Annotated in this window: 18 protein-coding genes and 1 tRNA gene; 9 read left to right on the forward strand and 10 right to left on the reverse strand. The window is 41.0% G+C overall.

From position 1 onward, the window contains the following. Positions 1–37: 37 nt before the first annotated feature. Positions 38–1,999, forward strand: a complete 1,962-nt coding sequence (glgB, locus tag CYAN7822_RS07545; protein WP_013321646.1) for a 1,4-alpha-glucan branching protein GlgB — start codon at positions 38–40, stop codon at positions 1,997–1,999. 286 nt (positions 2,000–2,285) lie between these two features. On the opposite strand, the gene ispG is transcribed toward glgB, so the two are convergent. The 3 genes from ispG to CYAN7822_RS07560 form a co-directional block, all read right to left on the reverse strand. Further along, positions 2,286–3,506: a (E)-4-hydroxy-3-methylbut-2-enyl-diphosphate synthase gene (gene ispG / locus CYAN7822_RS07550; protein WP_013321647.1), complete on the reverse strand. Its 1,221-nt coding sequence runs from the start codon at positions 3,504–3,506 to the stop codon at positions 2,286–2,288. Between the two features lie 265 nt (positions 3,507–3,771). Beyond that, positions 3,772–4,623: a CPBP family intramembrane glutamic endopeptidase gene (locus CYAN7822_RS07555; protein ID WP_013321648.1), complete on the reverse strand. Its 852-nt coding sequence runs from the start codon at positions 4,621–4,623 to the stop codon at positions 3,772–3,774. Between the two features lie 278 nt (positions 4,624–4,901). Beyond that, on the reverse strand, positions 4,902–5,303 hold the full coding sequence (locus CYAN7822_RS07560) for an AbrB family transcriptional regulator (protein ID WP_013321649.1): 402 nt from the start codon (positions 5,301–5,303) through the stop codon (positions 4,902–4,904). Between the two features lie 815 nt (positions 5,304–6,118). Between CYAN7822_RS07560 and CYAN7822_RS07565 the strand changes: the two genes are divergently transcribed. Then, a complete protein-coding gene (locus CYAN7822_RS07565) occupies positions 6,119–7,111 on the forward strand; it encodes a succinate dehydrogenase/fumarate reductase iron-sulfur subunit (RefSeq protein ID WP_013321650.1) in 993 nt (330 codons plus the stop codon). A gap of 252 nt (positions 7,112–7,363) precedes the next feature. Beyond that, positions 7,364–8,176 (forward strand): TlyA family RNA methyltransferase, encoded by an 813-nt coding sequence (locus CYAN7822_RS07570; RefSeq protein ID WP_013321652.1) that lies wholly within the window; start codon positions 7,364–7,366, stop codon positions 8,174–8,176. A gap of 13 nt (positions 8,177–8,189) precedes the next feature. Here CYAN7822_RS07570 and CYAN7822_RS07575 read toward each other — a convergent pair whose 3' ends face one another. The 4 genes from CYAN7822_RS07575 to CYAN7822_RS07590 all read right to left on the reverse strand — a co-directional run bounded on the left by CYAN7822_RS07575 (position 8,190) and on the right by CYAN7822_RS07590 (position 9,645). Further along, positions 8,190–8,369, reverse strand: a complete 180-nt coding sequence (locus CYAN7822_RS07575) for a hypothetical protein (RefSeq protein WP_013321653.1) — start codon at positions 8,367–8,369, stop codon at positions 8,190–8,192. 120 nt (positions 8,370–8,489) lie between these two features. Continuing rightward, positions 8,490–8,882, reverse strand: a complete 393-nt coding sequence (locus CYAN7822_RS07580) for a DUF2795 domain-containing protein (RefSeq protein WP_013321654.1) — start codon at positions 8,880–8,882, stop codon at positions 8,490–8,492. A gap of 311 nt (positions 8,883–9,193) precedes the next feature. Further along, complete coding sequence (locus tag CYAN7822_RS07585) at positions 9,194–9,406, reverse strand: RNA-binding S4 domain-containing protein (RefSeq protein ID WP_013321655.1); 213 nt, start codon at positions 9,404–9,406, stop codon at positions 9,194–9,196. An 8-nt stretch (positions 9,407–9,414) separates the two neighbouring features. Continuing rightward, positions 9,415–9,645 carry a hypothetical protein gene (locus tag CYAN7822_RS07590; RefSeq protein WP_013321656.1) on the reverse strand — a complete coding sequence of 77 codons (231 nt, stop codon included), beginning with the start codon at positions 9,643–9,645 and terminating at the stop codon, positions 9,415–9,417. A 245-nt stretch (positions 9,646–9,890) separates the two neighbouring features. Here CYAN7822_RS07590 and CYAN7822_RS07595 point away from each other — a divergent pair, with 245 nt between their 5' ends. From CYAN7822_RS07595 to CYAN7822_RS07605, 3 genes are all read left to right on the forward strand, one after another. Then, complete coding sequence (locus CYAN7822_RS07595; RefSeq protein WP_013321657.1) at positions 9,891–10,136, forward strand: hypothetical protein; 246 nt, start codon at positions 9,891–9,893, stop codon at positions 10,134–10,136. A gap of 102 nt (positions 10,137–10,238) precedes the next feature. Next, complete coding sequence (gene lhgO, locus CYAN7822_RS07600; protein WP_013321658.1) at positions 10,239–11,447, forward strand: L-2-hydroxyglutarate oxidase; 1,209 nt, start codon at positions 10,239–10,241, stop codon at positions 11,445–11,447. A gap of 286 nt (positions 11,448–11,733) precedes the next feature. Then, positions 11,734–12,153 carry a hypothetical protein gene (locus CYAN7822_RS07605; protein ID WP_013321659.1) on the forward strand — a complete coding sequence of 140 codons (420 nt, stop codon included), beginning with the start codon at positions 11,734–11,736 and terminating at the stop codon, positions 12,151–12,153. A 590-nt stretch (positions 12,154–12,743) separates the two neighbouring features. Here the strand turns inward: CYAN7822_RS07605 and CYAN7822_RS07610 are convergent. Next, positions 12,744–12,815, reverse strand: a tRNA-Asn gene (locus CYAN7822_RS07610). Between the two features lie 214 nt (positions 12,816–13,029). Here CYAN7822_RS07610 and CYAN7822_RS07615 point away from each other — a divergent pair. Continuing rightward, the gene (locus tag CYAN7822_RS07615; RefSeq protein WP_013321660.1) at positions 13,030–13,509 is read left to right on the forward strand and encodes a hypothetical protein; all 480 of its coding nucleotides are present in this window, start codon (positions 13,030–13,032) and stop codon (positions 13,507–13,509) included. Here CYAN7822_RS07615 and CYAN7822_RS07620 read toward each other — a convergent pair. After that, positions 13,502–14,563 (reverse strand): hypothetical protein, encoded by a 1,062-nt coding sequence (locus tag CYAN7822_RS07620; RefSeq protein ID WP_013321661.1) that lies wholly within the window; start codon positions 14,561–14,563, stop codon positions 13,502–13,504. The genes CYAN7822_RS07615 and CYAN7822_RS07620 overlap by 8 nt on opposite strands. Before the next feature lie 130 nt (positions 14,564–14,693). On the opposite strand from CYAN7822_RS07620, the gene CYAN7822_RS07625 reads away from it, so the two are divergent. Next, positions 14,694–15,143, forward strand: coding sequence for a hypothetical protein (locus CYAN7822_RS07625; protein WP_013321662.1), 450 nt, complete (start codon positions 14,694–14,696; stop codon positions 15,141–15,143). A 266-nt stretch (positions 15,144–15,409) separates the two neighbouring features. Continuing rightward, positions 15,410–18,007 carry a DUF3536 domain-containing protein gene (locus tag CYAN7822_RS07630; protein ID WP_013321663.1) on the forward strand — a complete coding sequence of 866 codons (2,598 nt, stop codon included), beginning with the start codon at positions 15,410–15,412 and terminating at the stop codon, positions 18,005–18,007. Positions 18,008–18,402: 395 nt separating this feature from the next. Here CYAN7822_RS07630 and CYAN7822_RS07635 read toward each other — a convergent pair whose 3' ends face one another. Beyond that, positions 18,403–21,195: a serine/threonine-protein kinase gene (locus CYAN7822_RS07635; RefSeq protein ID WP_013321664.1), complete on the reverse strand. Its 2,793-nt coding sequence runs from the start codon at positions 21,193–21,195 to the stop codon at positions 18,403–18,405. Between the last annotated feature and the right edge of the window lie 125 nt (positions 21,196–21,320).

Consider the following 21,320-nt stretch of genomic DNA (forward strand, 5'->3'; position numbering starts at 1 on the left):
AGTTAATAAATCTTAACAATCTACCTTAACACTCCCTATGCAACAAACCAATCTTGTCCAAAACAGCTTACTCAGTGATATTGACTTTCACCTGTTTGGAGAAGGAAAACATTATCAGATTTATGAAAAACTCGGAGCGCATCTCGTTGAATTTGACGGGGTAACAGGGGTTTACTTTGCCGTGTGGTCGCCTAATGCTCAATCCGTTTCGGTGGTGGGTGATTTTAATGCTTGGAATGCTGACCAACATCCGATGGAACGTAACCCGATGGGTATTTGGGAGCTATTTATTCCTTCGCTGGAGGTGGGAGAAAAATACAAGTTCGTTATTAAAAATAACCAGCAAAAGACGACCTTTAAAACTGACCCCTATGGTTATCAACAAGAACTCCGCCCGGCTACGGCATCCATTGTGACGGATTTATCCTATACTTGGCATGACCAAGATTGGTTGACGCGGCGTTCTCAAAGTAATCCCCATACTCAAGCGGTTTCGGTATATGAGGTGCATCTAGGGTCTTGGTTGCATACGGGTTGGGATACGCAGATTGAAAATGGGGTTCCTGTGGCGGTTCCGAATAAACCGGGGGCACGGTTTTTAACCTATCGAGAACTAGCCGATAAGCTTATTCCTTATGTTAAAGAAATGGGTTATACCCATATTGAATTGTTACCGATAACTGAACATCCTTTTGATGGGTCTTGGGGATATCAAGTGGTTGGGTATTTTGCCCCAACTTCTCGTTATGGGACTCCTCAAGATTTTATGTATTTTGTGGATGAATGTCATAAAAATAATATTGGTGTTATTTTAGATTGGGTTCCGGGGCATTTTCCCAAGGATGAACATGGATTAGCCTTTTTTGATGGAACTCCTCTCTATGAATATGCTGACCCTCGACAAGGAGAACATAAAGAGTGGGGGACTTTAGTCTTTAATTATGCACGCAATGAAGTCCGCAATTTTTTAATTTCTAATGCCCTTTTTTGGTTTGATAAGTATCATATTGACGGAATTCGAGTAGATGCGGTTGCCTCGATGCTTTATTGGGACTATGCCCGGGAACCCGGTCAATGGCTTCCTAATCAATATGGCGGACGGGAAAATTTAGAAGCGGCTGAGTTTTTGCGGCAGTTGAATAATACGATATTTGAATATTATCCGGGTGTTCTGTCTATTGCTGAAGAGTCTACCACTTGGCCAAAAGTATCGCACCCGACTAATGAAGGCGGATTAGGGTTTAATTTTAAGTGGAATATGGGATGGATGAATGATACCTTGCGCTTTTTCCACACCCAACCTTCAGATCGCTCTAATGTTCACAATACCATTACCTTTAGTATTTGGTATGCCTTTACTGAGAAGTTTATGCTGGCACTTTCTCATGATGAGGTGGTGCATGGGAAGGGGCATTTATTCCAAAAAATCCCTGGAGATGACCGGCAAAAGTTAGCCAATTTGCGGCTACTGTTTGCCTATATGTTTACTCATCCCGGTAAGAAAACGCTGTTTATGGGGATGGAGTTTGGTCAGACCCGTGAGTGGAATGTTAATGCTGATTTAGATTGGTGGCTGTTAGAAAAGGATTCTCATCAGCAGCTTAAACAGTTGGTGCAGTATTTGAATTATTTGTATCAAAATGAGCCAGCACTTTATAGTGATGATTTTACAAATGACGGGTTTGAATGGATTGACTGTAATGATGTGGCACGCGGCTTAATTTCTTATATCCGTAAAGATAAGTATTCCGGTGAAATGATGGTGACAATTTGCAATTTTAAGCCGAATGCTTACCAAAATTATTGGTTAGGGGTACGGGAATCAGGAACTTATGTTCAATTGCTGAATACGGATTCACAAATGTATGGCGGTAATGGGTTAGAAAATTCTTTGAAGCTTCCAACCCATCAATGGAATTCTCAACCTTGGCCTTATGCGCTTGAGGTGAATGTTCCTCCGATGGCGGCTTTAATTTTTAAAAAGAGTGAAGAGTTATAAACCAATAAACTGACACGGACCCCCCTGAATAAGGGCCCAGGGCTATTTCATTCTCTCAAATTCCCTAACCCTGAAGGGTTGGGCTATACGAACGAAGCCTGCCAAAGCAGGCTAAAAGGCTCATAATTCGTCGCAGGCGGGCTTGGTTCGTGAGCTAGTGGCTTCAGCCTGAGAGCATTTCAAAAGAACGAAACAGCCCTGGGGGCCCTGAATAAGGGGGGAGTAAAACAGCTAATTTATTCACCCTTTTTTTGTCGCGAACGAGATTAGGGGGTTAGGTCTTTTTTTATGGATCGACCCAGCGCCCATCAGCTTTAATTAAATTAATCAACTCTTCAACGCCTTTATCTTCCGGTACCTTTTTAATTTCCTCTCTTCCTCGATACAGAGAAATATAACCCGCTTGCTTACCTACATAACCGTAGTCAGCATCGGCCATTTCACCCGGACCATTAACAATACATCCCATCACAGCAATATCCAAGCCGGTTAAATGCTTAGTGGCTTTCCGAACTCGATCAAGGACTTCTTCTAAATTAAACAAGGTACGACCGCAAGAAGGACAAGCAACATACTCTACCATCGTCTTGCGTAGTCCCAAAGCTTGAAGAATACTATAGCAGACCGGAATTTCCTTTTCTGGCGCTTCAGTTAAAGATACCCGTATAGTATCCCCTATTCCCTCAGCTAAAAGCGTACCGATCCCCGCAGTGGATTTAATCCGTCCATATTCCCCATCTCCGGCTTCTGTAACGCCTAAATGTAGCGGATAATCCATGCCTAACTCATCCATGCGCTTAACCATTAGACGATAAGCCGCTAACATCACCGGCACTCTAGACGCTTTCAGGGAGATAACAATGTTATAAAACTCCAGAGATTCACAAATCCGGATAAATTCTAGAGCCGATTCTACCATCCCTTCTGGGGTATCCCCATAAGTAAATAACATTCTTTCTGCTAAAGAACCATGATTGACCCCGATCCGCATGGCTTTATCCTGTTCTTTCAGGGTGAGAACTAGGGGTTTTAAAGTTTCGCGGATTTTTTCCCCAATCTCATTAAATTCGGCTTGAGTATATTCACTGCGATCGTCCTTTGGTTTTTCAAACACGTATAACCCCGGATTAATGCGGACTTTATCCACGTGTTTAGCGACTTCTAAGGCGATTTTCATGCCATTGTGATGAACATCGGCCACCAAAGGAACAGGTTTATAAGTTTTGGCTAGTTGTTCTTTGATTTTGGCTAAGGCGACTGCATGGGCCATACTAGGAACGGTTACCCGCACAATCTCACAGCCAATTTCATGTAAGCGCCGAATAGCCGCCACAGAACCTTCTATATCTAAAGTATCTTCATTAATCATTGACTGTACTACCACCGGATAACCGCCGCCGATGGTGACATCTCCCACTTTTACCGGACGAGTTTTTCGTCTGTGGATGGTGGTATCAAAATCCGATGCGCTTGAAGTTGGTGTTTTCGGAGTGTCCAGAGTTTGCATAAGCTTTTATTTAAGGTTCGGTAGCGAATTTATCCAAATTCCATTTTTTATCTTACCGTCATTAGTCATTAGTTATTAGTCATGAGTCATGAGTCATGAGTTATTAGTGGGACATGGGAGAATAAAGTGCCGCTAAAAGGCTGGGGGAGAATGCGAGTTCCGCACTGAGAACTTTACTCGACAAGTAAGTACCCCAAAGAGGGTAAAATGCTTTCACATCTGGCTAAAAATTAAAGACCGATGACTAATGACTTATGACCCATGACTAATGACTCATGACTAATAAAATTATCCCTGTGATTACCATACAGAGAATTCCGGCTAGTCCGGCCAGAGGTTGTCCTCCTAAACCCGTTAACCAAGGTGAACCCTTGCCGCTATAAGATATTAATCCGGCTGTATCTAAAGAGGCCATTGCCCACACCCAACCGGTATGAAGTCCCCATGCTAACCCTAAATTCCCTCCCGCTACCCATCTCGCCGCTACTAATACTATCCCCATCAACCATAACCCCGGTAACTGTGCTAAAGTGTTTTTCCGTTCCCAGACTAAATGTAACAGGGCAAATATAGCACTTGAAAGGATAGCGGCTATCTCCCTTGAGTAATCTTGTTCTAATTTATTGAGAAATAAACCCCGAAACACCAATTCTTCTATTCCTCCCACTACAAGGGCCAATCCTAGCAAGGGAAAAATCACTGTGCCAAATTTGGGAAACTTTTCACCATGCCAATTGATCCATCCTAATAATCCCTCAGCCCCAAAAATAAGCCCTAAAATTCCTATCCCCAAGCTTATTCCCGTTCCTAAATGCCAAAAAAGCGGCGGATTAAAAACCATCCCATAATCAGCCAAAGTTTCTCCTTCTAATTTGGCCATTTCCCAAACCCCTAAAGGAGCCAGTAAATATAAAGAAATAATCAAGGGCAATTTTTGCTCTACGCTTAGGGTTAAATTTTTCAATGGATTCCATTTCAACCGCCAAGCTAAAGGAATAGCAATGGGAAACCAAATTATTACCCAAGCGACTAAAAAAATTAAAATTTTTAGCCAAGAATTTTTACTGATTACTAAGTCCGACCAAAAATTTGACGGGGAAACAAAGCTGAACCACATCTTGAGCCTGACAATTTTTAGCGGGTACAACAATACACAGTAATTAAGTCTATGGGCAAATTACTGTTTTTTTAATTAAAGATTTAGGGCAGGCCATCACGGGACAATCTACAGAGTCTAATCTCAATATCAGTTGTCCAATTCTCAACCTGTCCCCTTTTTTTTTACAGATATGGGAATTTTTTCAGCTTGGATTTAACACACCAAGCTTATGTAGTCGGTTATCTACGGAACATTTTTCAAGAAATAACCGACTTATCTTGTCTCTTAAGGTTTATCTAGGCCGACAGAGGTTGATCTTCGTCGACTCCTGAGCCTTCTCCTTCGAGTTGTTTCAAGTGAATATGTTTGTAGCCTAATTTAATTTCAAACTCATCACCTGGCTTTAATCCCATTTGCTCAGTGTAGGTTGAACCAATGACAATTTGGCCATTTTTGTGAACACTGACTCGAAAAGTCGGTTCGCGTCCACGACCATCTTTTACCCCTCCTGGATCAAGGGGAACGCCTTTAGCACCTAAGACGGCATCATAAAAGTCTGTTAAATTGACTCGTGTCTGACCGTCTTTGGTTTCTGTGTAATAGCCACACTGTTTCGCGGTTTCCCTACGAGGTAAGTGGGATAGCTCTTTCACTTTTTGAAGTAGTGCTTTTCCAGTTAAAGGATTAGGTTCTGGCATAAGACTAATTTCTTCCTTGATTTTCTACTAACTGTTATTTCACTTTTATCTTAACAATATATCTTATCAAAAAGACAACAAAAATTTCTAGAACTTGGACAAAAATTTTTTCTCTAATTAGGTGGGGGGCAATATAATGGTTAGGGAGGGCTTATAGCAATGAAGTTTCAAGGGCAAAAATTTTGACGGGGAAGTTTTTGAGGATCAACAAGCTGACCTCTATCTGCTTAAACGACTACAAAACAAAAAAAATAAACTTTAAGCACTAACCCTTAAGATGCTTACCTCTTGGTTAAGTTGAGTAAATCTACTTGCATAAAAGGTAACAAATGTCTATTGAGGTAAAAAAGGCACTATAGACTTAAGTCAAAAGGCGAATCCGCATAATAGAGAATTAGTAGACTCATGGGGTTGCTCGTATTTTGAAACTCGAGTGATGAGTCGTGTTTTTGCTGTACCTGCTTAGGTGATCATCTACAGAAGAAAGTAAGTAGTCAAACATAATTAAAATTAACTCGGGTTAGCACCCTATAGAGAACAGGAATGAGAAGGTAAATTGTTAATTTTTCTTAACATCGCCGGGTTTATAGAGGTTCAAGTACGAAGTAAATCAGTAAATCTCTTATCATTGAGGATGGGGGTGTTTTTAGGGGGGACAGGCAAAAATCCATCATAGTGGCTAGATCAATTAAGCTGTAAAATCTCCTCACCTGTCATCCTCAAGTACCTAGTGCGGAACTCGTTCCGCACCCCAGTCGGGAACCCGTTCCCGACCCCAGCCCATTAGCTTTGAATTAGATGCAGCCGGTATCAAAATGCAAGTTATTTTTAAAGTTCTTCGACAAAAACCCGACTCTACAGTCCGTGTTCAATCTTATACTCTAGATGTAGAACCCGGAAATACAATTTTAGACTGTCTTAATCGGATTAAGTGGGAGCAAGACGGGACATTAGCGTTTCGCAAAAACTGTCGTAATACTATTTGCGGCAGTTGTGGGATGAGAATCAATGGACGTTCGGCCTTAGCTTGTAAACAAAACGTCGGCCAAGAATTAGAACTGTTTGCATCCACTACTAACGGGGGCATACCTGAGATTACTATTGCTCCTATGGGCAATATGCCAGTCATTAAAGATTTAATTGTGGATATGAATAGCTTTTGGAATAGTCTGGAAGCGGTCGATCCTTATGTAAGTACAAATGCCCGCTCAATTCCTGAACGAGAATTTTTACAAACGCCTGAAGAAAGAGAACGCTTAGATCAGATGGGCAATTGTATTCTATGCGGCGCTTGTTATTCGGAATGTAACGCCAGAGATGTTAATCCGGAATTTGTGGGTCCCCATGCTTTAGCTAAAGCTCATCGGATGGTGATCGACAACAGAGATAGCGAAACCGAAAGCCGCTTAGAAAAATACAATACAGCTAAAGAAGGGGTTTGGGGATGTACTCGCTGTTATATGTGTAACACGGTTTGTCCGATGGAAGTGGCACCAATGGATCAAATCGGCAAAATTAAACAAGAAATTCTCAGACGACATGAAGCTAAAGATAGCCGCCCCATCCGTCACCGCAAAGTCTTAATTGATTTAGTAAAACAAGGGGGTTGGGTTGATGAGCGAAAATTTGCCTTATTGGTAGTAGGTAATTATTTTCGAGATTTAAGGGGAATGCTCAGTCTTGTTCCCGTAGGGTTACGGGTACTCGCTAGAAGAAAATTCCCCTTCACCTTTGAAGCTTCGCAAGGAACTCAAGAGGTGCGATCGCTGATTGAATCTGTCCAAAACAGCAAACAGTATAACGAATAAAATCGAGGAAAGGGTCAAGCTTAAAGAATTAGTCTTACCCTTTTCCGGCTCATTTTTTCAGATTTGAGTTTTTAGGCTATATGCGGCTAGTTTATTGGCAACAACTCTTTATTTACCGATACAAACGCGCCAGGCGATAAAACCCGCAAAAGCGATATAACCGAATACCGTCAACCATTCCAGCAAACCATCAGAAACCATCTTTGATACTTTTTTGTACAATCAAATATAGTTTATAATGCCTGCACTTCCTTGTCCAAACAAAGATTAGATAACCGATTAGTTGAGCTTAACCTCTGTGATTCTCGCCAACAAGCACAGAGATTGATCCGCGCAGGAGAAGTAAAAGTCAATCAACAGATTATCGATAAACCCGGTACAGAAGTTGATCCAAGCGCCGAAATTGTACTGCAAGCTAAACCGCCTTATGTGTCTCGAGGCGGTGAAAAGCTCAAAAAAGCCCTAGAAGTCTTCCAAATCCCTGTAGAGGGGCGTATATGCCTTGATGGTGGCATTTCTACCGGGGGGTTCACCGATTGTTTATTACAAGCCGGAGCTAAGCGGGTTTATGGAGTAGATGTGGGTTATGGACAAGTGGCTTGGAGTTTACGCTCTGATGAAAGAGTTATTCTCAAAGAAAGAACCAATTTTCGTTATTTAACTTACTCAGATTTGTATCTTGACCAACCGCCGGCTGATTTGGGCGTGATGGACCTCTCTTTTATTTCTTTAACTAAAGTGTTACAGCCGCTTTGGGAGCTATTAGTGCCGCCTCGGGAGGTAATTTTATTGGTTAAACCTCAATTTGAAGTAGGGCGTGAGCGCGTAGGCAAAAAAGGAGTTGTCCGTAATGCCCAAGATCAAGCCCAGGCAATTTTTGGCGTTTGGCAAGCGGCTCAAGGGTTAGGATGGAGTTATGGCGGAATAAGCTGGTCCCCAATTACTGGGCCAGCAGGTAATATAGAGTATCTTCTCTGGTTAAAGATGACGAGTGAGAAAAATTGTCTTAGCTTAGAAATGATACAAGAGTTAACAGAAAAAGCACTCCAAGTTTTTTCCGGTTAAATCTTCATCTCTGTCAAGGTTGATGATCATTCTTGTTATCCCCTGAAGACTGATCGGGTTGCGTCCAGTAGGCAGGGTTTAAAAGAACTCTCTCAATATTGGCTGTAACTTCCGATAGCCTTTGTTTAATTTTCAGGCTGGCTTGTTCAGACCATAAGGTTAGAGGAAGATTTTTTTCTTGCCTGTGTTTCATAAACTAACAACTTTAAGACAACTTATCTCCTTATTTACAATTGTTTAGGATAATGGAGGATTTAACGTCTCTCTTGTGGCTGAAACTACAAGGAAGAAAATCTAAAGAAAATGTAAAGATTCAGTGTTCTTCAATAGCTTCAAGAATTTGAGCAGATGTATCATAAACTCGAGGCGGCAACTCGATGAAAAGCTTTAAAATTTTTTCATCTACACCTTTGTTTTCAGCATAGAGAACTAATTTAGGTTTGGAAATAGGATAGACAACATCCTGTAAAATTTTCTCTACTTGCTCTCGATTAATTTTGATTCGTCTTTTTCTCTGTGAAGAAAAAATTGCGCTTAGAGCTTCATCAGAGGTTTGATAACGTTGGGAGGGTAACTGAGTAAATAAACGGAGGACTTTCTCATCAATACCTTTATCCTCTGCATATTTAATCAAGTCTCGTCTAGAAATAGGATAGTCAACTTTAGACAAAGCCTTATTTAGCTGCACTAGGTTAATTTTAGACATAATTGTTCTCCTGTCGACTAAGTTGTCAAATTCGCCAATTTAATGAACAGCTAAAATTAGATGTTTAGCCTAAGAAGCCTCTATTTGCTATAAGCTAACTCGTCTAATGTTTTAATACATCTTTCTTATGGAACATTAAAAAAATCTTTGGGCATAATTAAACGACGAGCTTGGCATTAAGTCCATGATTGTTTTAGTGAAAAAGTGCGACATAAATTCAATCTGCTCTGTAAAGACTTATAAAATACCTACAAGGCTTTTCTCTTGCTTATTGCCTGTCGCCTGACTAATCTTAATTTTGTCGCTGGTACTTACAAATTGACCTGATAAGTTTTGCCATCAATAGTGACGCGATCACCACTCACCAGCTTACGTCCCCGCCGAGTTTCAAGAGTTCCATTCACTAAAACTTCTCCTCCTTGGATGCGTATTTTTGCTTCGCCTCCGGTTTGGACAAGTCCCTGCCATTTTAGAAACTGAGCCAGTTTAATGGTTACAGAAGATGCGGGTTCGTTTATTGTCATAAAAACTGCTATAGAGCAAAAGTGAATAATTCTGTCAAAGCCGCTACCATTACCCCTATTAGAGTAATTTTGACTAACTTGTTAAACGAGCGAAGACCTAAAAAGTAACTCGCTTGTCCTCCAGTGCTAAATTGAGCATAAAGGGGCAAAGCTCCTATCATAAAGAAGAACAAAGCCATAAGGTTCATTTTTGGCTGTTTTCCGGTCAAGTAAACTGTTGGCTTTTGTTGCTTTTTCATCAGGATTACTCCAAAGGCATTTCGTTAAAGATCTTAACTGACATGAAGTATTATTGCCAACTATTGACAAATTATTGTTTGTATGTATGGATAAAGAACCTGAGAACTGATGCCTGAAAATTTGTTAAAAATAAGTATCTTCAGCAGAAAAGAGCAAGATAATAAAGTTAGGAAACCCTAAAACTTGTTTTTGGTAAGTAAGATTTCCTCATTTAGCTAGGTAAACTCTTGAAAAGGAGGTCTATATGACGACTTATGTTACTCAAGAAGGGTTTAAACTGACAACTAATAGCTCAGTTGAGTTAATCAAACAACTTCAAGAAATAATGCCGCGTCTCTCAAGTGCTGTTGAGGATAGGAGCAATGCTGAATTAGCATCTGTTGGCTTTTGTGAGAGTTCTATGACGCTCAATGCCGATGATCCTGAAAACTCAGTAGCCGAATTGATACAACAAGGTTATCTAAGAGTGATTGATGAGATTGATGGCTAATAGAACAGTTCAATCAGTAGACAGTAATGAGGGGAGTTAGTAGACTGATTACTGTTTACTGGTCAATATCGATCGATGCGGCATTAGTAATAACTATTAATTATGTCTTATTCTTGCGATTTTGTGATTATTGGAGCGGGGATTGTCGGTTTAGCTCTAGCTAGAGAACTTAAACACTGTTACCCTCACAGTAAAATTATTGTTCTTGAAAAAGAATCAAGTTTAGGTCGTCATGCTAGTGGAAGAAATAGCGGAGTATTACATTCAGGAATTTATTATCCTGCAAATTCTATCAAAGCTAAAGTCTGTGCCCAAGGGGCTAAAGAAATGGCACAATACTGCCATCAACGACATTTACCCATAGCCCAAATAGGAAAAGTGATTTTACCCATTACACCAGCCGATGATTCCCAGTTAGACTTACTTTATGATCGCGCTCAAAGCAATGGAGTACGAGCAGAAATTATCGATCAACAACAGTTAAAAACGCTAGAACCTCTAGCATATACTATTACCGGTAGAGCCATCTATTGTCCGGATACATCAGTAATTGACCCCAAAGCTATTTTAAATGACTTAGCCGCTCAATTAGAACAACAGGGAGTCAAAATTCTTTTCAATCAAAAATTTACTCAACTTGATCTCGAAGAGAAATGTCTAAAAACTCCCACAGAAACTCTTTATTTTGGGCATTTATTTAATAGTGCTGGACTTTATGCCGATCAGGTGGCTAGAGCTTGTAATATAGGCAAAAGATATACTATAATGCCCTTTAAGGGGTTATATTACACTTTAGCCGCTTCATCAGGATTAGAGATCAACAGAAATATTTATCCGGTTCCTAATTTACAAGTGCCCTTTTTAGGGATTCATTTTACTAAAAAATTGAACGGTGAAATCTCCCTCGGGCCTACTGCTATTCCGGCTTTAGGAAGAGAAAATTATTCAGCTTGGGAAAAACTAAGCTTAACTGAGACTACTAAGATGATCTGGCAAATTAGCCAACAGTATATCCATAATAAACAGGGATTTCGGCGCTTAATTCATCAAGAAACTCCACATCTATTGAAACCCTATTTTGCCAAAGCGGCTCAAAAATTAGTTCGCTCCCTAAAACCTGAACATTTACAGCCAAGTCATCACGTAGGAATTCGGGCACAATTATTTGATCAAAAAAAGCAAGAATTGGTAATGGATTTTATCATTGAACAGGGGAAAAACTCAACCCATATCCTCAATGCGGTTTCCCCGGCTTTTACCAGTGCTTTTAGTTTTGCTCGTTTAGTGCTGAATCAAAATGTCAATATTTAACTTTATGGCTCAAAAATGAATCTTTCAGCATCTTGAGTCTTGAATAAGAATAATTCAAGAATTTAACGGTAAAAATATCAGCTTTAACCAGTTTTTCAAGATTTTAAATGGGATGTGATCGAAAACACAGGTAGAGGTGAGGCCGATCATGCCTCATTCAACGGATAATAGTAGAAGATCAAAATATATCTCATATCCAAAAACTTAACTCTCTCAAAAATTTAAGAATGTACAGTAAGCACAGTATTTTTTAGCAATTCTGATTCATAAAACCTGAAAATTATCCATGACTACAATTATTTGCGTCTCTAACGTTGTTCAACAACTCGAGCATCTTTTTGAGTGCTGGCAGTTTGATGAAGATGAGCTTTTGATTAAAAACGGCTATCTGAAGCCAGAATACTCAAATCAAGATTTCTCGGTGCAAATTTGTATTAGTGCAGAATTTGTCGTTGAGTTAGAAAAAGTCATTTTTCCAGAAATTGAACTGACTATTAACCATTTGCACTGGATTGAAGACAATTATGACAATTTTTTGGCCGTTGATGTGTTAAGTGGTTGGTACCATTGGATGAGTGAAAAATTATACTACCCCCAAATAGTCGCTTTTGCCCTCAATTTGACCAATCAAATCAGATCGGCTTTGTCGATACCGCCATTGGTTCAATTGGTTGAGGATGATTGTGCTTTTTTAAGTGACCTGTAAACCCATCTGAAGAATTCTTGCGGGATCACTGAAAAAGATGCCGCAAGAAGCAACTGTATCGTCACTTTGAGCAAATAAGTCAACAGTCGGCCATCCAATTGAATTCCCCCCGAGTCAAATAAGTACATAAATACTAAAAAGGGGGGAGCGGCTTTTGAGAGCCAACTCGTCAACCTCAAATTAATCTGATTAAAGAGCGGCTTGATAATCGGCCATTATCTGAGAACAGATGCGGAATATTTGAGTCTGAGGTTGAAGATAAATACAGAACCACGAAACCCATGATTTTTATGACACAGACCAAGCTTGTAAAATGGACCATCAGCTATACAGTGCAAACTGCTATGACTTTAACCCTAGGCATTTTTCTGATTAAACTGATCAGTCATTTACCATAGTTAAGAATAAGATTGAGCAAAGGCTGTGTAAGTCTGCTTATATAGCGCTCCTAAACTTTCTCTAGAGTAACTCTGCCAATTCATTGGTATTTAGACAAGATTTGTACAATTAAGCAGAGGATAAGCTACCCATGTCATGCTTGATTTCTAACTTCAGTAAGCTAGAATAATTGAAAAACCTAGAATTTACAACTCCCCAGGTAGGATTCGAACCTACGACCAATCGGTTAACAGCCGACCGCTCTACCACTGAGCTACTGAGGATCGTTAGCCACAGTTATTTATTATAGTCATAAGACAAATAATTTGGCAAGCCTTTTTTGAAAATTTTTTTTGTCCTCTTCAAAGTTGAGCCAAAAGTGCTATCTGTAAAGTGATCAGCAAAAAAAGCCGCTATCCCTTAAAACTTAGAGAAGGTACATTGTGCTTGACACCATCTAAGGCTAGAGTAGAAATATCCCCACGCAAAAATTCCTCTATGTTAACCCATCATCGTCGCCCTGTAAATTTGTCTTTGATGTCTGTGGACCTGCCTATCCTTTCAAGTGTTGAAACAAGCGCCACCCTCTACCAAAAAGATTCTAACTGGTTTCATGTTCTGCTCAACGAGTCAGAAATTCCCCGCTCGATCGCTGAATTTGAACCATCTCCTATCCATCCCGGAGAAAATCAATTATTGTGGTTAGAAATTTCTCCCTATCGGGTAATCATGACCATGCAGGGAAAAGGGAAATTTGCCTATCGTCATTACTGGGAACAGGGAATTTATGGGGTGAGTCGTTATTGGTTAAATGGAGATGACCCAAAAGAAACCGATAGCTTTCGTTTAAGAAATTTTACTCGCTCTCTTCAGTTAAAAGGCGGCTCTCTACCCGAATATTTACGAGTAGAGTATGAATTATGGTCTTATCAAGTTCGTCTAGGCCATTATGTTCTGCATCTAGAAATTTTTAACTAACTTGTTCGGGTATATTTTTCTGCCGTTGTAAAATCACCATTTCTTCCCCCACAACGGGACTCCGGGCAATGGTTATTCCTTGTTGATCAATCAGTTCTAACTTGCGAAAATCTAAGCCTCGACTGCGTTCAAAAATAGCATTGGCTAAACTATTTTGACGCGATGGACTCAGAGAATACCATTCATTGCCCATCGTCACAATTAATTGACTGCCCAGAAAATTCGCCTCGATGGTGGCAATTAATGCTTCAGGATATTGACGGGTTAGCTCGGTAACTTGTTCCTGTATAGAGGCAATTAAACTTTGCTCAGGCGTTAATTCCGGTTCCGGAGGCGGGGCAAATTCTACCGGTACAGGATTACCCGGTGCTTGTATTTCCGGTGGCGTTGAGATCACTTCTGGGGTTTCACTCGGTGAAGCAGTGACAATAGGTTCTGAAGTTTCACTCGGTGAAGAAGTCACGATCGGTGCCGGAGTCTTGGGTATTGGGGAAGTTTGAGCGATGTCTGAGGGGGTAGCTTTATTAACCAAAACCACAGAGACTAAGACGACTCCTACCACTACTATAGATAAAATTCCGGTGATAGCCCAATCCCCAAGCTGATTCCCTAAAGCGGCAGGTAATAAAGAGCGTATACTGTTGATGATGCCACCCCACCAACCTTTTGATTTTTTTGTCTTGGAACTTGTAATAGGTGGCTGGACTCTTACCGGTTCAGTGGGTTCGTCAACATCTATATCTATCTGTTGCCTATTAAACAAGATTTCTTGGGGAACCTCTTCAGGAGCAACAATACGAGTAACATTCACCCCTTGCGGTTGCGCCGATACAGTCGCGCTTGCGGGTGCGTTGAATAACTCCGCTAATACCTCAGTATTAGAAGTTAAGGTTTCTACCACCTCACGAGGAGGTAAATTCTCGAGCGATTCTGTGCTAAGTTTATTGACGATGATCTCTAACTGCCCTATCGTCTTTTGCAGCAGTTGGGCCATTTCCCCTTGAGAAATCTGATTTGGATTAATTGATGACGGTTGTTTTGGTTCCTCTGGCATTTCTACCCCTCTTGTGTCCAAACACTATCCCCATTGATCGATGTGCTTGTGTTTTGATTGGCTGACTATTCTCCTTTCACTTTATCAAACAAAAAACCCACTAATCACTCAAAAGGCAAAACGACAAAATATGATACCTGTCGGAGTTTTAGTAAGAAGATCTTTAAAAATATTGCTAGCGGCTGTCCTCATTTTAGTCTTAAATGCCTGTAGCAGCCCTACTCCTCCTACAGAATTTGCTCCTGAAGGAGAGATCATTCAAAAAGCTATCTTACTGCAACTCAATCAAGCAGAGCAACGTCTGAGTCAACAACTCAATGCCGCTCACCCGCAAATTGATATTAGTCAGATCAAAGTTAAAACCCTCGAACCTATCTATGTGGCCGAGTTACCCGCCTATCATCTTCAAGGAACTTATAACCTGAAATTAACCCTTCCTCATCAACAAGTGACTCAAAAAAATAACCGTTTTGAGATTTACCTGCAACGACAAGCAGAAGCAAAGACATGGCGTTTACTTAGACGAGATGTAACCCCCTCAGAAGAAGAACCTCAATGGTCTAGCTATTTAATTCGCTGAGTTGAGCGTATTTTTGCCACCTCCAATTTTAAGAGAGAGTTTGCAGGTAACGTCTCTACTTTTAACTCTTTATATTTTTATTTTAGAATTAACAAAAACATTAAAAAATACTTAAAATCGTCAGAAAACTATACCCTGTCAAAAAGAAAAGAAGGTATAGTTAGGGATGAATATAAATTTAATTAAACTGGCTCTAAGTTAATCGTAATTATCCGCCGCATAGAATCTTGCAATCTTTAATACTAGACTTGACCTAGGTAACAAATATGACTTTTACTGCACAAACCCAGATAGCAGAAGCTTTTCATCAACATCAAGAAACATTAGATCCCCTGAAAACAGCTACAGGGGTCTACGTAACCGTTCATGGACATTTTTATCAACCCCCTCGGGAAAATCCCTATTTAGATACGATAGAAAGACAACCCAGTGCCCACCCCTTTCATGACTGGAATCAAAGAATTCATCATGAATGTTATCGTCCCAACGCTTATGCAAGGATAATGAATGACAAGGGCGAAGTGGTGGGGATCGTTAATAATTACGAATATCTCAGTTTCAATATCGGCCCTACCTTAATGTCTTGGTTGCAAAACTATGATAGTGACGTTTATCAACGCATCCTAGAAGCCGATCAAAAAAGTGCCCAACGTCTCAACGGTCATGGAAATGCTATCGCTCAAGTCTATAATCATATTATTTTACCCCTAGCCAACGAACGCGACAAATATACACAGATACGTTGGGGAAAATACGACTTTTATCACCGTTTTGGCAGATATCCCGAAGGAATGTGGTTAGCCGAAACCGCAGTAGACTATCCCACCCTAGAAGCTTTAATTAATGAGGGGATCAAGTTCACCATTTTAGCCCCTTCCCAAGCAGAACGCTGTCGTCCTTTTGCCACTAAAAATGATCCCGAACCCGAATGGCACGAAGTTGGCGGCGGACAAATTGATCCCACTCGTCCCTATCGTTGCTTTATCGAAGATGGGCGCTACATTGATATCTTTTTCTATGACGGACCCATTTCTAGAGATATGGGGTTTAATGACCTTTTGGCCAGTTCAGACTTTTTTGTCGGACGCTTAGGACAGGCCGTAAAAGGCGATCACCGTCGTTCGCAGTTGATCAGCGTGGCCACCGATGGGGAAACCTTCGGACATCATAAAATGGGAACCGAAAAATGTATCGCCTACGCCTGTGCAGTCGCTTTTCCTCAACGAGGTTGGACGGTGACGAACTTTGCTCATTATCTCAGTATTTGCCCCCCCACTTGGGAAGTAGAACTCAAACCGGTTACCGCCTGGAGTTGTTTTCATGGGGTAGACAGATGGCAAGATGACTGTGGATGCGGTGGTGGCGGCGAATGGCATCAAAAATGGCGCAGACCCCTACGTAGCACCCTAAACTGGTTACGGGATCACTTAGCCGCTATTTATGAAGAAACGGCCCGCAATTATTTTAATGATCCCTGGTTAGTCAGAGATGAATATATCCATGTCATTTTAGACCGTTCACCCGATAAAGTAACAGCCTTTCTAACTCGTCATCAATGCCGACAACTGTCAGAACTCGAACAAATAGACGCTTTACGTCTCCTAGAAATGCAGCGTCATAGCTTACTGATGTTTACCAGTTGCGGCTGGTTTTTTGAAGAAATTTCCCGCCCTGAAGGCACTCAAATACTCCGTTATGCGGCGCGGGCGATGGAATTAGCCGCCGAAGTCAGTGGCGTACAGTTAGAAAAAGAGTTTATCGAACGTCTGGTTTTAGCGCCGAGTAACATCTTACTCTATCGAGATGGGTCAGAAGTTTACCGTAAATTAGTTATACCCGCTCAGATTGCCTTTGAGCAAGTGGCGGCTCATTATGCCATCAGTTCCCTGTTTACCCCTTACCCTCAACAACACCGTATATACTGCTACGATACCCAACAATTAGACTATCAGAAACAACAATTAGGCGCGTTAACTCTCGCTGTCGGACAAGTGCATCTGTTTTCTCAAATTACCTGGGAAAGTCGTCATTTAACCTTTGCGGTACTGCATTTAGGGGGTTGGGACTTCCATTGCTGTATTCAAAACTTTGAAGGTCGCAGCGCCTATACTAAGCTGAAAGATACCCTATTTGAGACTCTCAATCAAGCCAGTGTGGTGCAAACAGTTTTAGAAATGAGCCGCCTGTTTGGTCATCAGTCCTTTAGTTTACAACATCTGTTTGCCGAAGAACGCCACCGTATTATGCAACAAGTCACTGCTCGCACTAAGGAACGCTTGGATCAGTTATATACTCAGGTATATCGAGACAATTATGGCATCTTAGCCGCCTTTCATCGGGACGAGTTGCCGGTGCCTCAAGAGTTGCAAGTGGCGGCAGAAATAGCCTTATCTGATCGCTGTGTCAAGCAAATAGCCAAGTTAGAGTCTTCTGGCCATGATCCGCAAGCAATGATCACTCATTTAATGGAATTAGAAGCGATCACAACCGAAGCGCAGCCTCTACGCTGTAAGTTAACCCTTCCAGAAGGGAAAAAAACCTTAGAAAGGTTGGTTTTAGAGCGTCTCTGGCATTTATTAAACAATGGCGATCCAGACAAGTTAGAAGAAGATATCCAATTGATCGTTAAGATTATTGAAGTGGGAGGACAGTTAGATCTAGGGTTATGTTTGGATAAGGCACAGGAACTCTATTACAACTATTTGTATCAGCAAATTTTGCCCTATTGTATTGACTCTCAAAATGGAGTGAATGGAGGTGATCCTATCGGTTGTCGTTGGACAGTTTCACAACTGTGTCCTCTTCTCAAATTAGGGGAAAAATTAGCCGTTGATGTGAGTCCTTGGTTAAATTATTTGGATTAATATAAGGCTACGCGCAAGGCAAAACGCAAAACACAGATCTTGCACCAAGAAAGTAAATTATTTGTTCTGAACGAGGGGAAAGGAAAAAGGAAAGAGGATCAAAATTTTACTCTTACAGTATCTATATTGATTTCTTTCATTTCCGTGAGACAGTTTTTTTGTAGGGCTGTCAGATCTGAGCAAAAGGCACTCAGACAAGAAAATTGAGGAAAATTAACTATCAAACTGTTCCCTATTTTTCCTTTCCCCCTTCCCCTACTTTTTATTGCCTATTGCGTAGTAAGTACCTGGACATAAATAAAGTTAACTGCGAGGTTAGGGTGTCGGGTGTCGGGTAATTGTAGCCATTTTACAATTGTTTATATAGAGTGCTTTATTTATGTCCGACTACTTAGTCAAACTCGCCATAAACGAACTACCCCATCATTATCCGCAGAAGCAACAAAAGTCCCATCGCCGCTAAAAGCAACACTTTTCACATAATTGGTGTGACCGTACAACACTTGTATGAGTGACCCAGAAGCGGCATCCCATAAACGCACCGTCTGGTCATGACTGCCCGAAACAATTAACTTACCATCGGGACTAAAAGCGACACTGTTGACATAATGAGTATGGCCTTTTAACTTTTTCGTCCATTCACCCTTCATCACATCCCACAGTAGCAAAATCTGGTCTCGACCCCCAGACACCAAATATTGACCATCGGGACTAAAGGCCACACATAACACCGGACTAGAATGTCCTTCTAATTTTTGTACTTCTTGAGTAGAAGAGACTTCCCAAACTCGCACTGTTTGATCCCAACTTCCAGAGGCTACCAATGTACTATCGTGACTAAACGCAACACATTCGACTTCGCCGCTATGACCATAGAGAACCCGAACGCCTTTACTCGTTGTCAGAGGTAACCAAGGAGTAGACAGATCGCAAATTCTTACTGTTTTATCCCAACTTCCAGAAGCAATAAAGCGTTTATTGGAACTCACCGCCACACTTTTAATTAAATTTTGATGTCCTTGCCAAAAGCGCAAGGGTTTTCCCGTCACAACGTCCCACATTCGCACTGTTTGATCCCAACTGCCTGAAATTAAAAATTTGCCATCTGCACTAAAAGCAATACTAGAAACCGGATCAGTATGACCATTCAAACAGATTACTTCCCGGTTTTGAACACTATCCCAGACATGAATTAGATGATCACTTCCCCCACAAGCGATCAGTCTTCCATCAGGACTACAAGCGACACAATAGACCCAATTGGTATGTTTTTTCAGTTGTTTAATTTCCCATCCCTCCCGGAGGTCCCAAACCCGTAGCGTATAATCATAACTACCTGAGATCAAATAGCGACTATCACTAGAAATAGCGATCGTATTGACAGTATTCCAATGTCCTTTTAATTCCCAAATATTTTTTTTAGAGGCCAGGTTCCAAACGCGAATCGTTTTATCTTCAATTCCCCCAGCACCAGCGAGAAATTGCCCATCTGGACTAAAGGTAATGGACGTGATCCAATCTTGATGAGCTTCGAATTGAGCGACAATTTGCCTTGATTCTATTTCCCATAAACGGATTTTATGGTCTCGACTCCCCGCAGCAATCCACAAACTATCCAGGCTAAAAGCCACGCTTTCAACCCCTAAATTAGCCTCTTGTAATACGGTAAGTTCTTGGTATGAATAGGAGTCCCATACCCTAACACTTTCATCTCTACTTCCAGAGGCAATTAAACTCCCATCAGCACTAAAACTAACACAAATTACCGCTCCGCGATGACCATAGAGATGAGCGATAATTTTTCCAGAATTCACATCCCAAACGATCAAAGTTTCATCATTGCTCGCGGAAACTAATAACTGCCCATCAGCACTAAAAACTAGGTCATTGATCTCTTTCAAATGTCCTTTTAAACGTTGTACAACGGTGGCGGTTTCTAAATCCCAAATATAAATTTCCTGTTGAAAAACTAAAGCCAGCCGCGTCACGTCTGGACTGAGCGTTCCCTGAGCAGTCGGACATTCTATTTCCCATAAAGTTGCCCCACTCTGTAAATCAAATAAGGCGGTGCTTCCGGCGGCAATAACTACCGCTAAATTATCTTTAATGGAGAAGACTTTTTTAATCACGCCGCGCCCAAATTGTCGTTGCATTCCCTGTTCCTTGAGAAGCGGCAAAACAAAATGTCCTCGTAAAGTCATCCCTACCGGCGTGCCGGGTTTTCTATTCAAATTCAGTGGAACCGGCACTTTGCCCACTTTATTTCTACTTTCCCACCATTGTTTAGCACTGCTAGGACGCTCCTCCCGTTTAAGCTGTAAAGCCGTATTAACTAAATTTTTCCAAGGTTCTTCTAAGCCCACAGGCATAAAGACGGTTCCCTCAAATAAGCGGCTTAAGGCCGGTGTGGGTAACTCGCCTGTTAACATTTCATACAGAAGCATTCCCAGTTCAAAAACATCACTTTCCCTACCGATTTTTCCCCCTATAATGACTTCTGGTGCGGCGTAAGATTCGGTAAAAAAGCGGGTACGATTAATACTTCCACTTCCCACTTGTTTAGCCGAACCAAAATCGACTAAAATTAATTCATTTTTTCGGGTAATTAAAATATTATCGGGTTTAATATCTAGATGATAAATGCCTGCTTCATGAATGGCGGTTATGGCAGATACCAATTGTTCCATTAAGATTTCGACGCGCTGAGGTAATAATTTCTTATCAGGTTGAGAATCTAACTCTAGTCCTAGGGTAGATCCCTCGATTAATTCCATGACAATATAAGCAGTATTATTTTCCTCAAATAAATCCAATATTTTGACCACATTGGGATGATGCAGTTTAACCAATATCTGCCCCTCTTTGAGAAAGCGTTTTAATCCTTTTTGAAAAGTTGCTTCTTGAGTGACGGGGATACTTAATTCACCATTATTGGTGTTACGAGTCGCATATTCCTGGGGAAAAAATTCTTTAATCGCGACAGTACAGTTCAAAATGTTATGATAGGCGCGGTAAGTAATGCCAAAACTGCCTCGACCTAGAGCATATTCAATTTTATAGGTATTAGCCCTCAGTTGAGTTTCCCCAGGCAGAACTTCTCGTAGTAAGGAGGGTAAGTAAACGCCACAACTGGGACACAGTTCAGCCGCAGGGTTAATGGCTTCGTGATGGCAATGGAGACAACGCATAGTTTATGAGTGGGATCTCCCAAAAAACAGGGCTAAAGGTTAGAGAAAAAAAGGTCCATCATCTCCATCGAAGCTAAAATTTATCACATCGTCAAGTCTAGGGCCCTGAATTGATCATATCCGAT

It is taken from the genome of Gloeothece verrucosa PCC 7822, assembly GCF_000147335.1.
In the GTDB taxonomy this organism is placed as follows: domain Bacteria; phylum Cyanobacteriota; class Cyanobacteriia; order Cyanobacteriales; family Microcystaceae; genus Gloeothece; species Gloeothece verrucosa.

Coding starts and splice junctions, on each gene's coding strand:
- glgB (WP_013321646.1), top strand. CDS start 38: ATGCAACAAACCAATCTTGTCCAAAACAGCTTACTCAGTGATATTGAC.
- ispG (WP_013321647.1), bottom strand. CDS start 3,506: ATGCAAACTCTGGACACTCCGAAAACACCAACTTCAAGCGCATCGGAT.
- CYAN7822_RS07555 (WP_013321648.1), bottom strand. CDS start 4,623: ATGTGGTTCAGCTTTGTTTCCCCGTCAAATTTTTGGTCGGACTTAGTA.
- CYAN7822_RS07560 (WP_013321649.1), bottom strand. CDS start 5,303: ATGCCAGAACCTAATCCTTTAACTGGAAAAGCACTACTTCAAAAAGTG.
- CYAN7822_RS07565 (WP_013321650.1), top strand. CDS start 6,119: ATGCAAGTTATTTTTAAAGTTCTTCGACAAAAACCCGACTCTACAGTC.
- CYAN7822_RS07575 (WP_013321653.1), bottom strand. CDS start 8,369: ATGAAACACAGGCAAGAAAAAAATCTTCCTCTAACCTTATGGTCTGAA.
- CYAN7822_RS07580 (WP_013321654.1), bottom strand. CDS start 8,882: ATGTCTAAAATTAACCTAGTGCAGCTAAATAAGGCTTTGTCTAAAGTT.
- CYAN7822_RS07585 (WP_013321655.1), bottom strand. CDS start 9,406: ATGACAATAAACGAACCCGCATCTTCTGTAACCATTAAACTGGCTCAG.
- CYAN7822_RS07590 (WP_013321656.1), bottom strand. CDS start 9,645: ATGAAAAAGCAACAAAAGCCAACAGTTTACTTGACCGGAAAACAGCCA.
- CYAN7822_RS07595 (WP_013321657.1), top strand. CDS start 9,891: ATGACGACTTATGTTACTCAAGAAGGGTTTAAACTGACAACTAATAGC.
- lhgO (WP_013321658.1), top strand. CDS start 10,239: ATGTCTTATTCTTGCGATTTTGTGATTATTGGAGCGGGGATTGTCGGT.
- CYAN7822_RS07605 (WP_013321659.1), top strand. CDS start 11,734: ATGACTACAATTATTTGCGTCTCTAACGTTGTTCAACAACTCGAGCAT.
- CYAN7822_RS07615 (WP_013321660.1), top strand. CDS start 13,030: ATGTTAACCCATCATCGTCGCCCTGTAAATTTGTCTTTGATGTCTGTG.
- CYAN7822_RS07620 (WP_013321661.1), bottom strand. CDS start 14,563: ATGCCAGAGGAACCAAAACAACCGTCATCAATTAATCCAAATCAGATT.
- CYAN7822_RS07625 (WP_013321662.1), top strand. CDS start 14,694: ATGATACCTGTCGGAGTTTTAGTAAGAAGATCTTTAAAAATATTGCTA.
- CYAN7822_RS07630 (WP_013321663.1), top strand. CDS start 15,410: ATGACTTTTACTGCACAAACCCAGATAGCAGAAGCTTTTCATCAACAT.
- CYAN7822_RS07635 (WP_013321664.1), bottom strand. CDS start 21,195: ATGCGTTGTCTCCATTGCCATCACGAAGCCATTAACCCTGCGGCTGAA.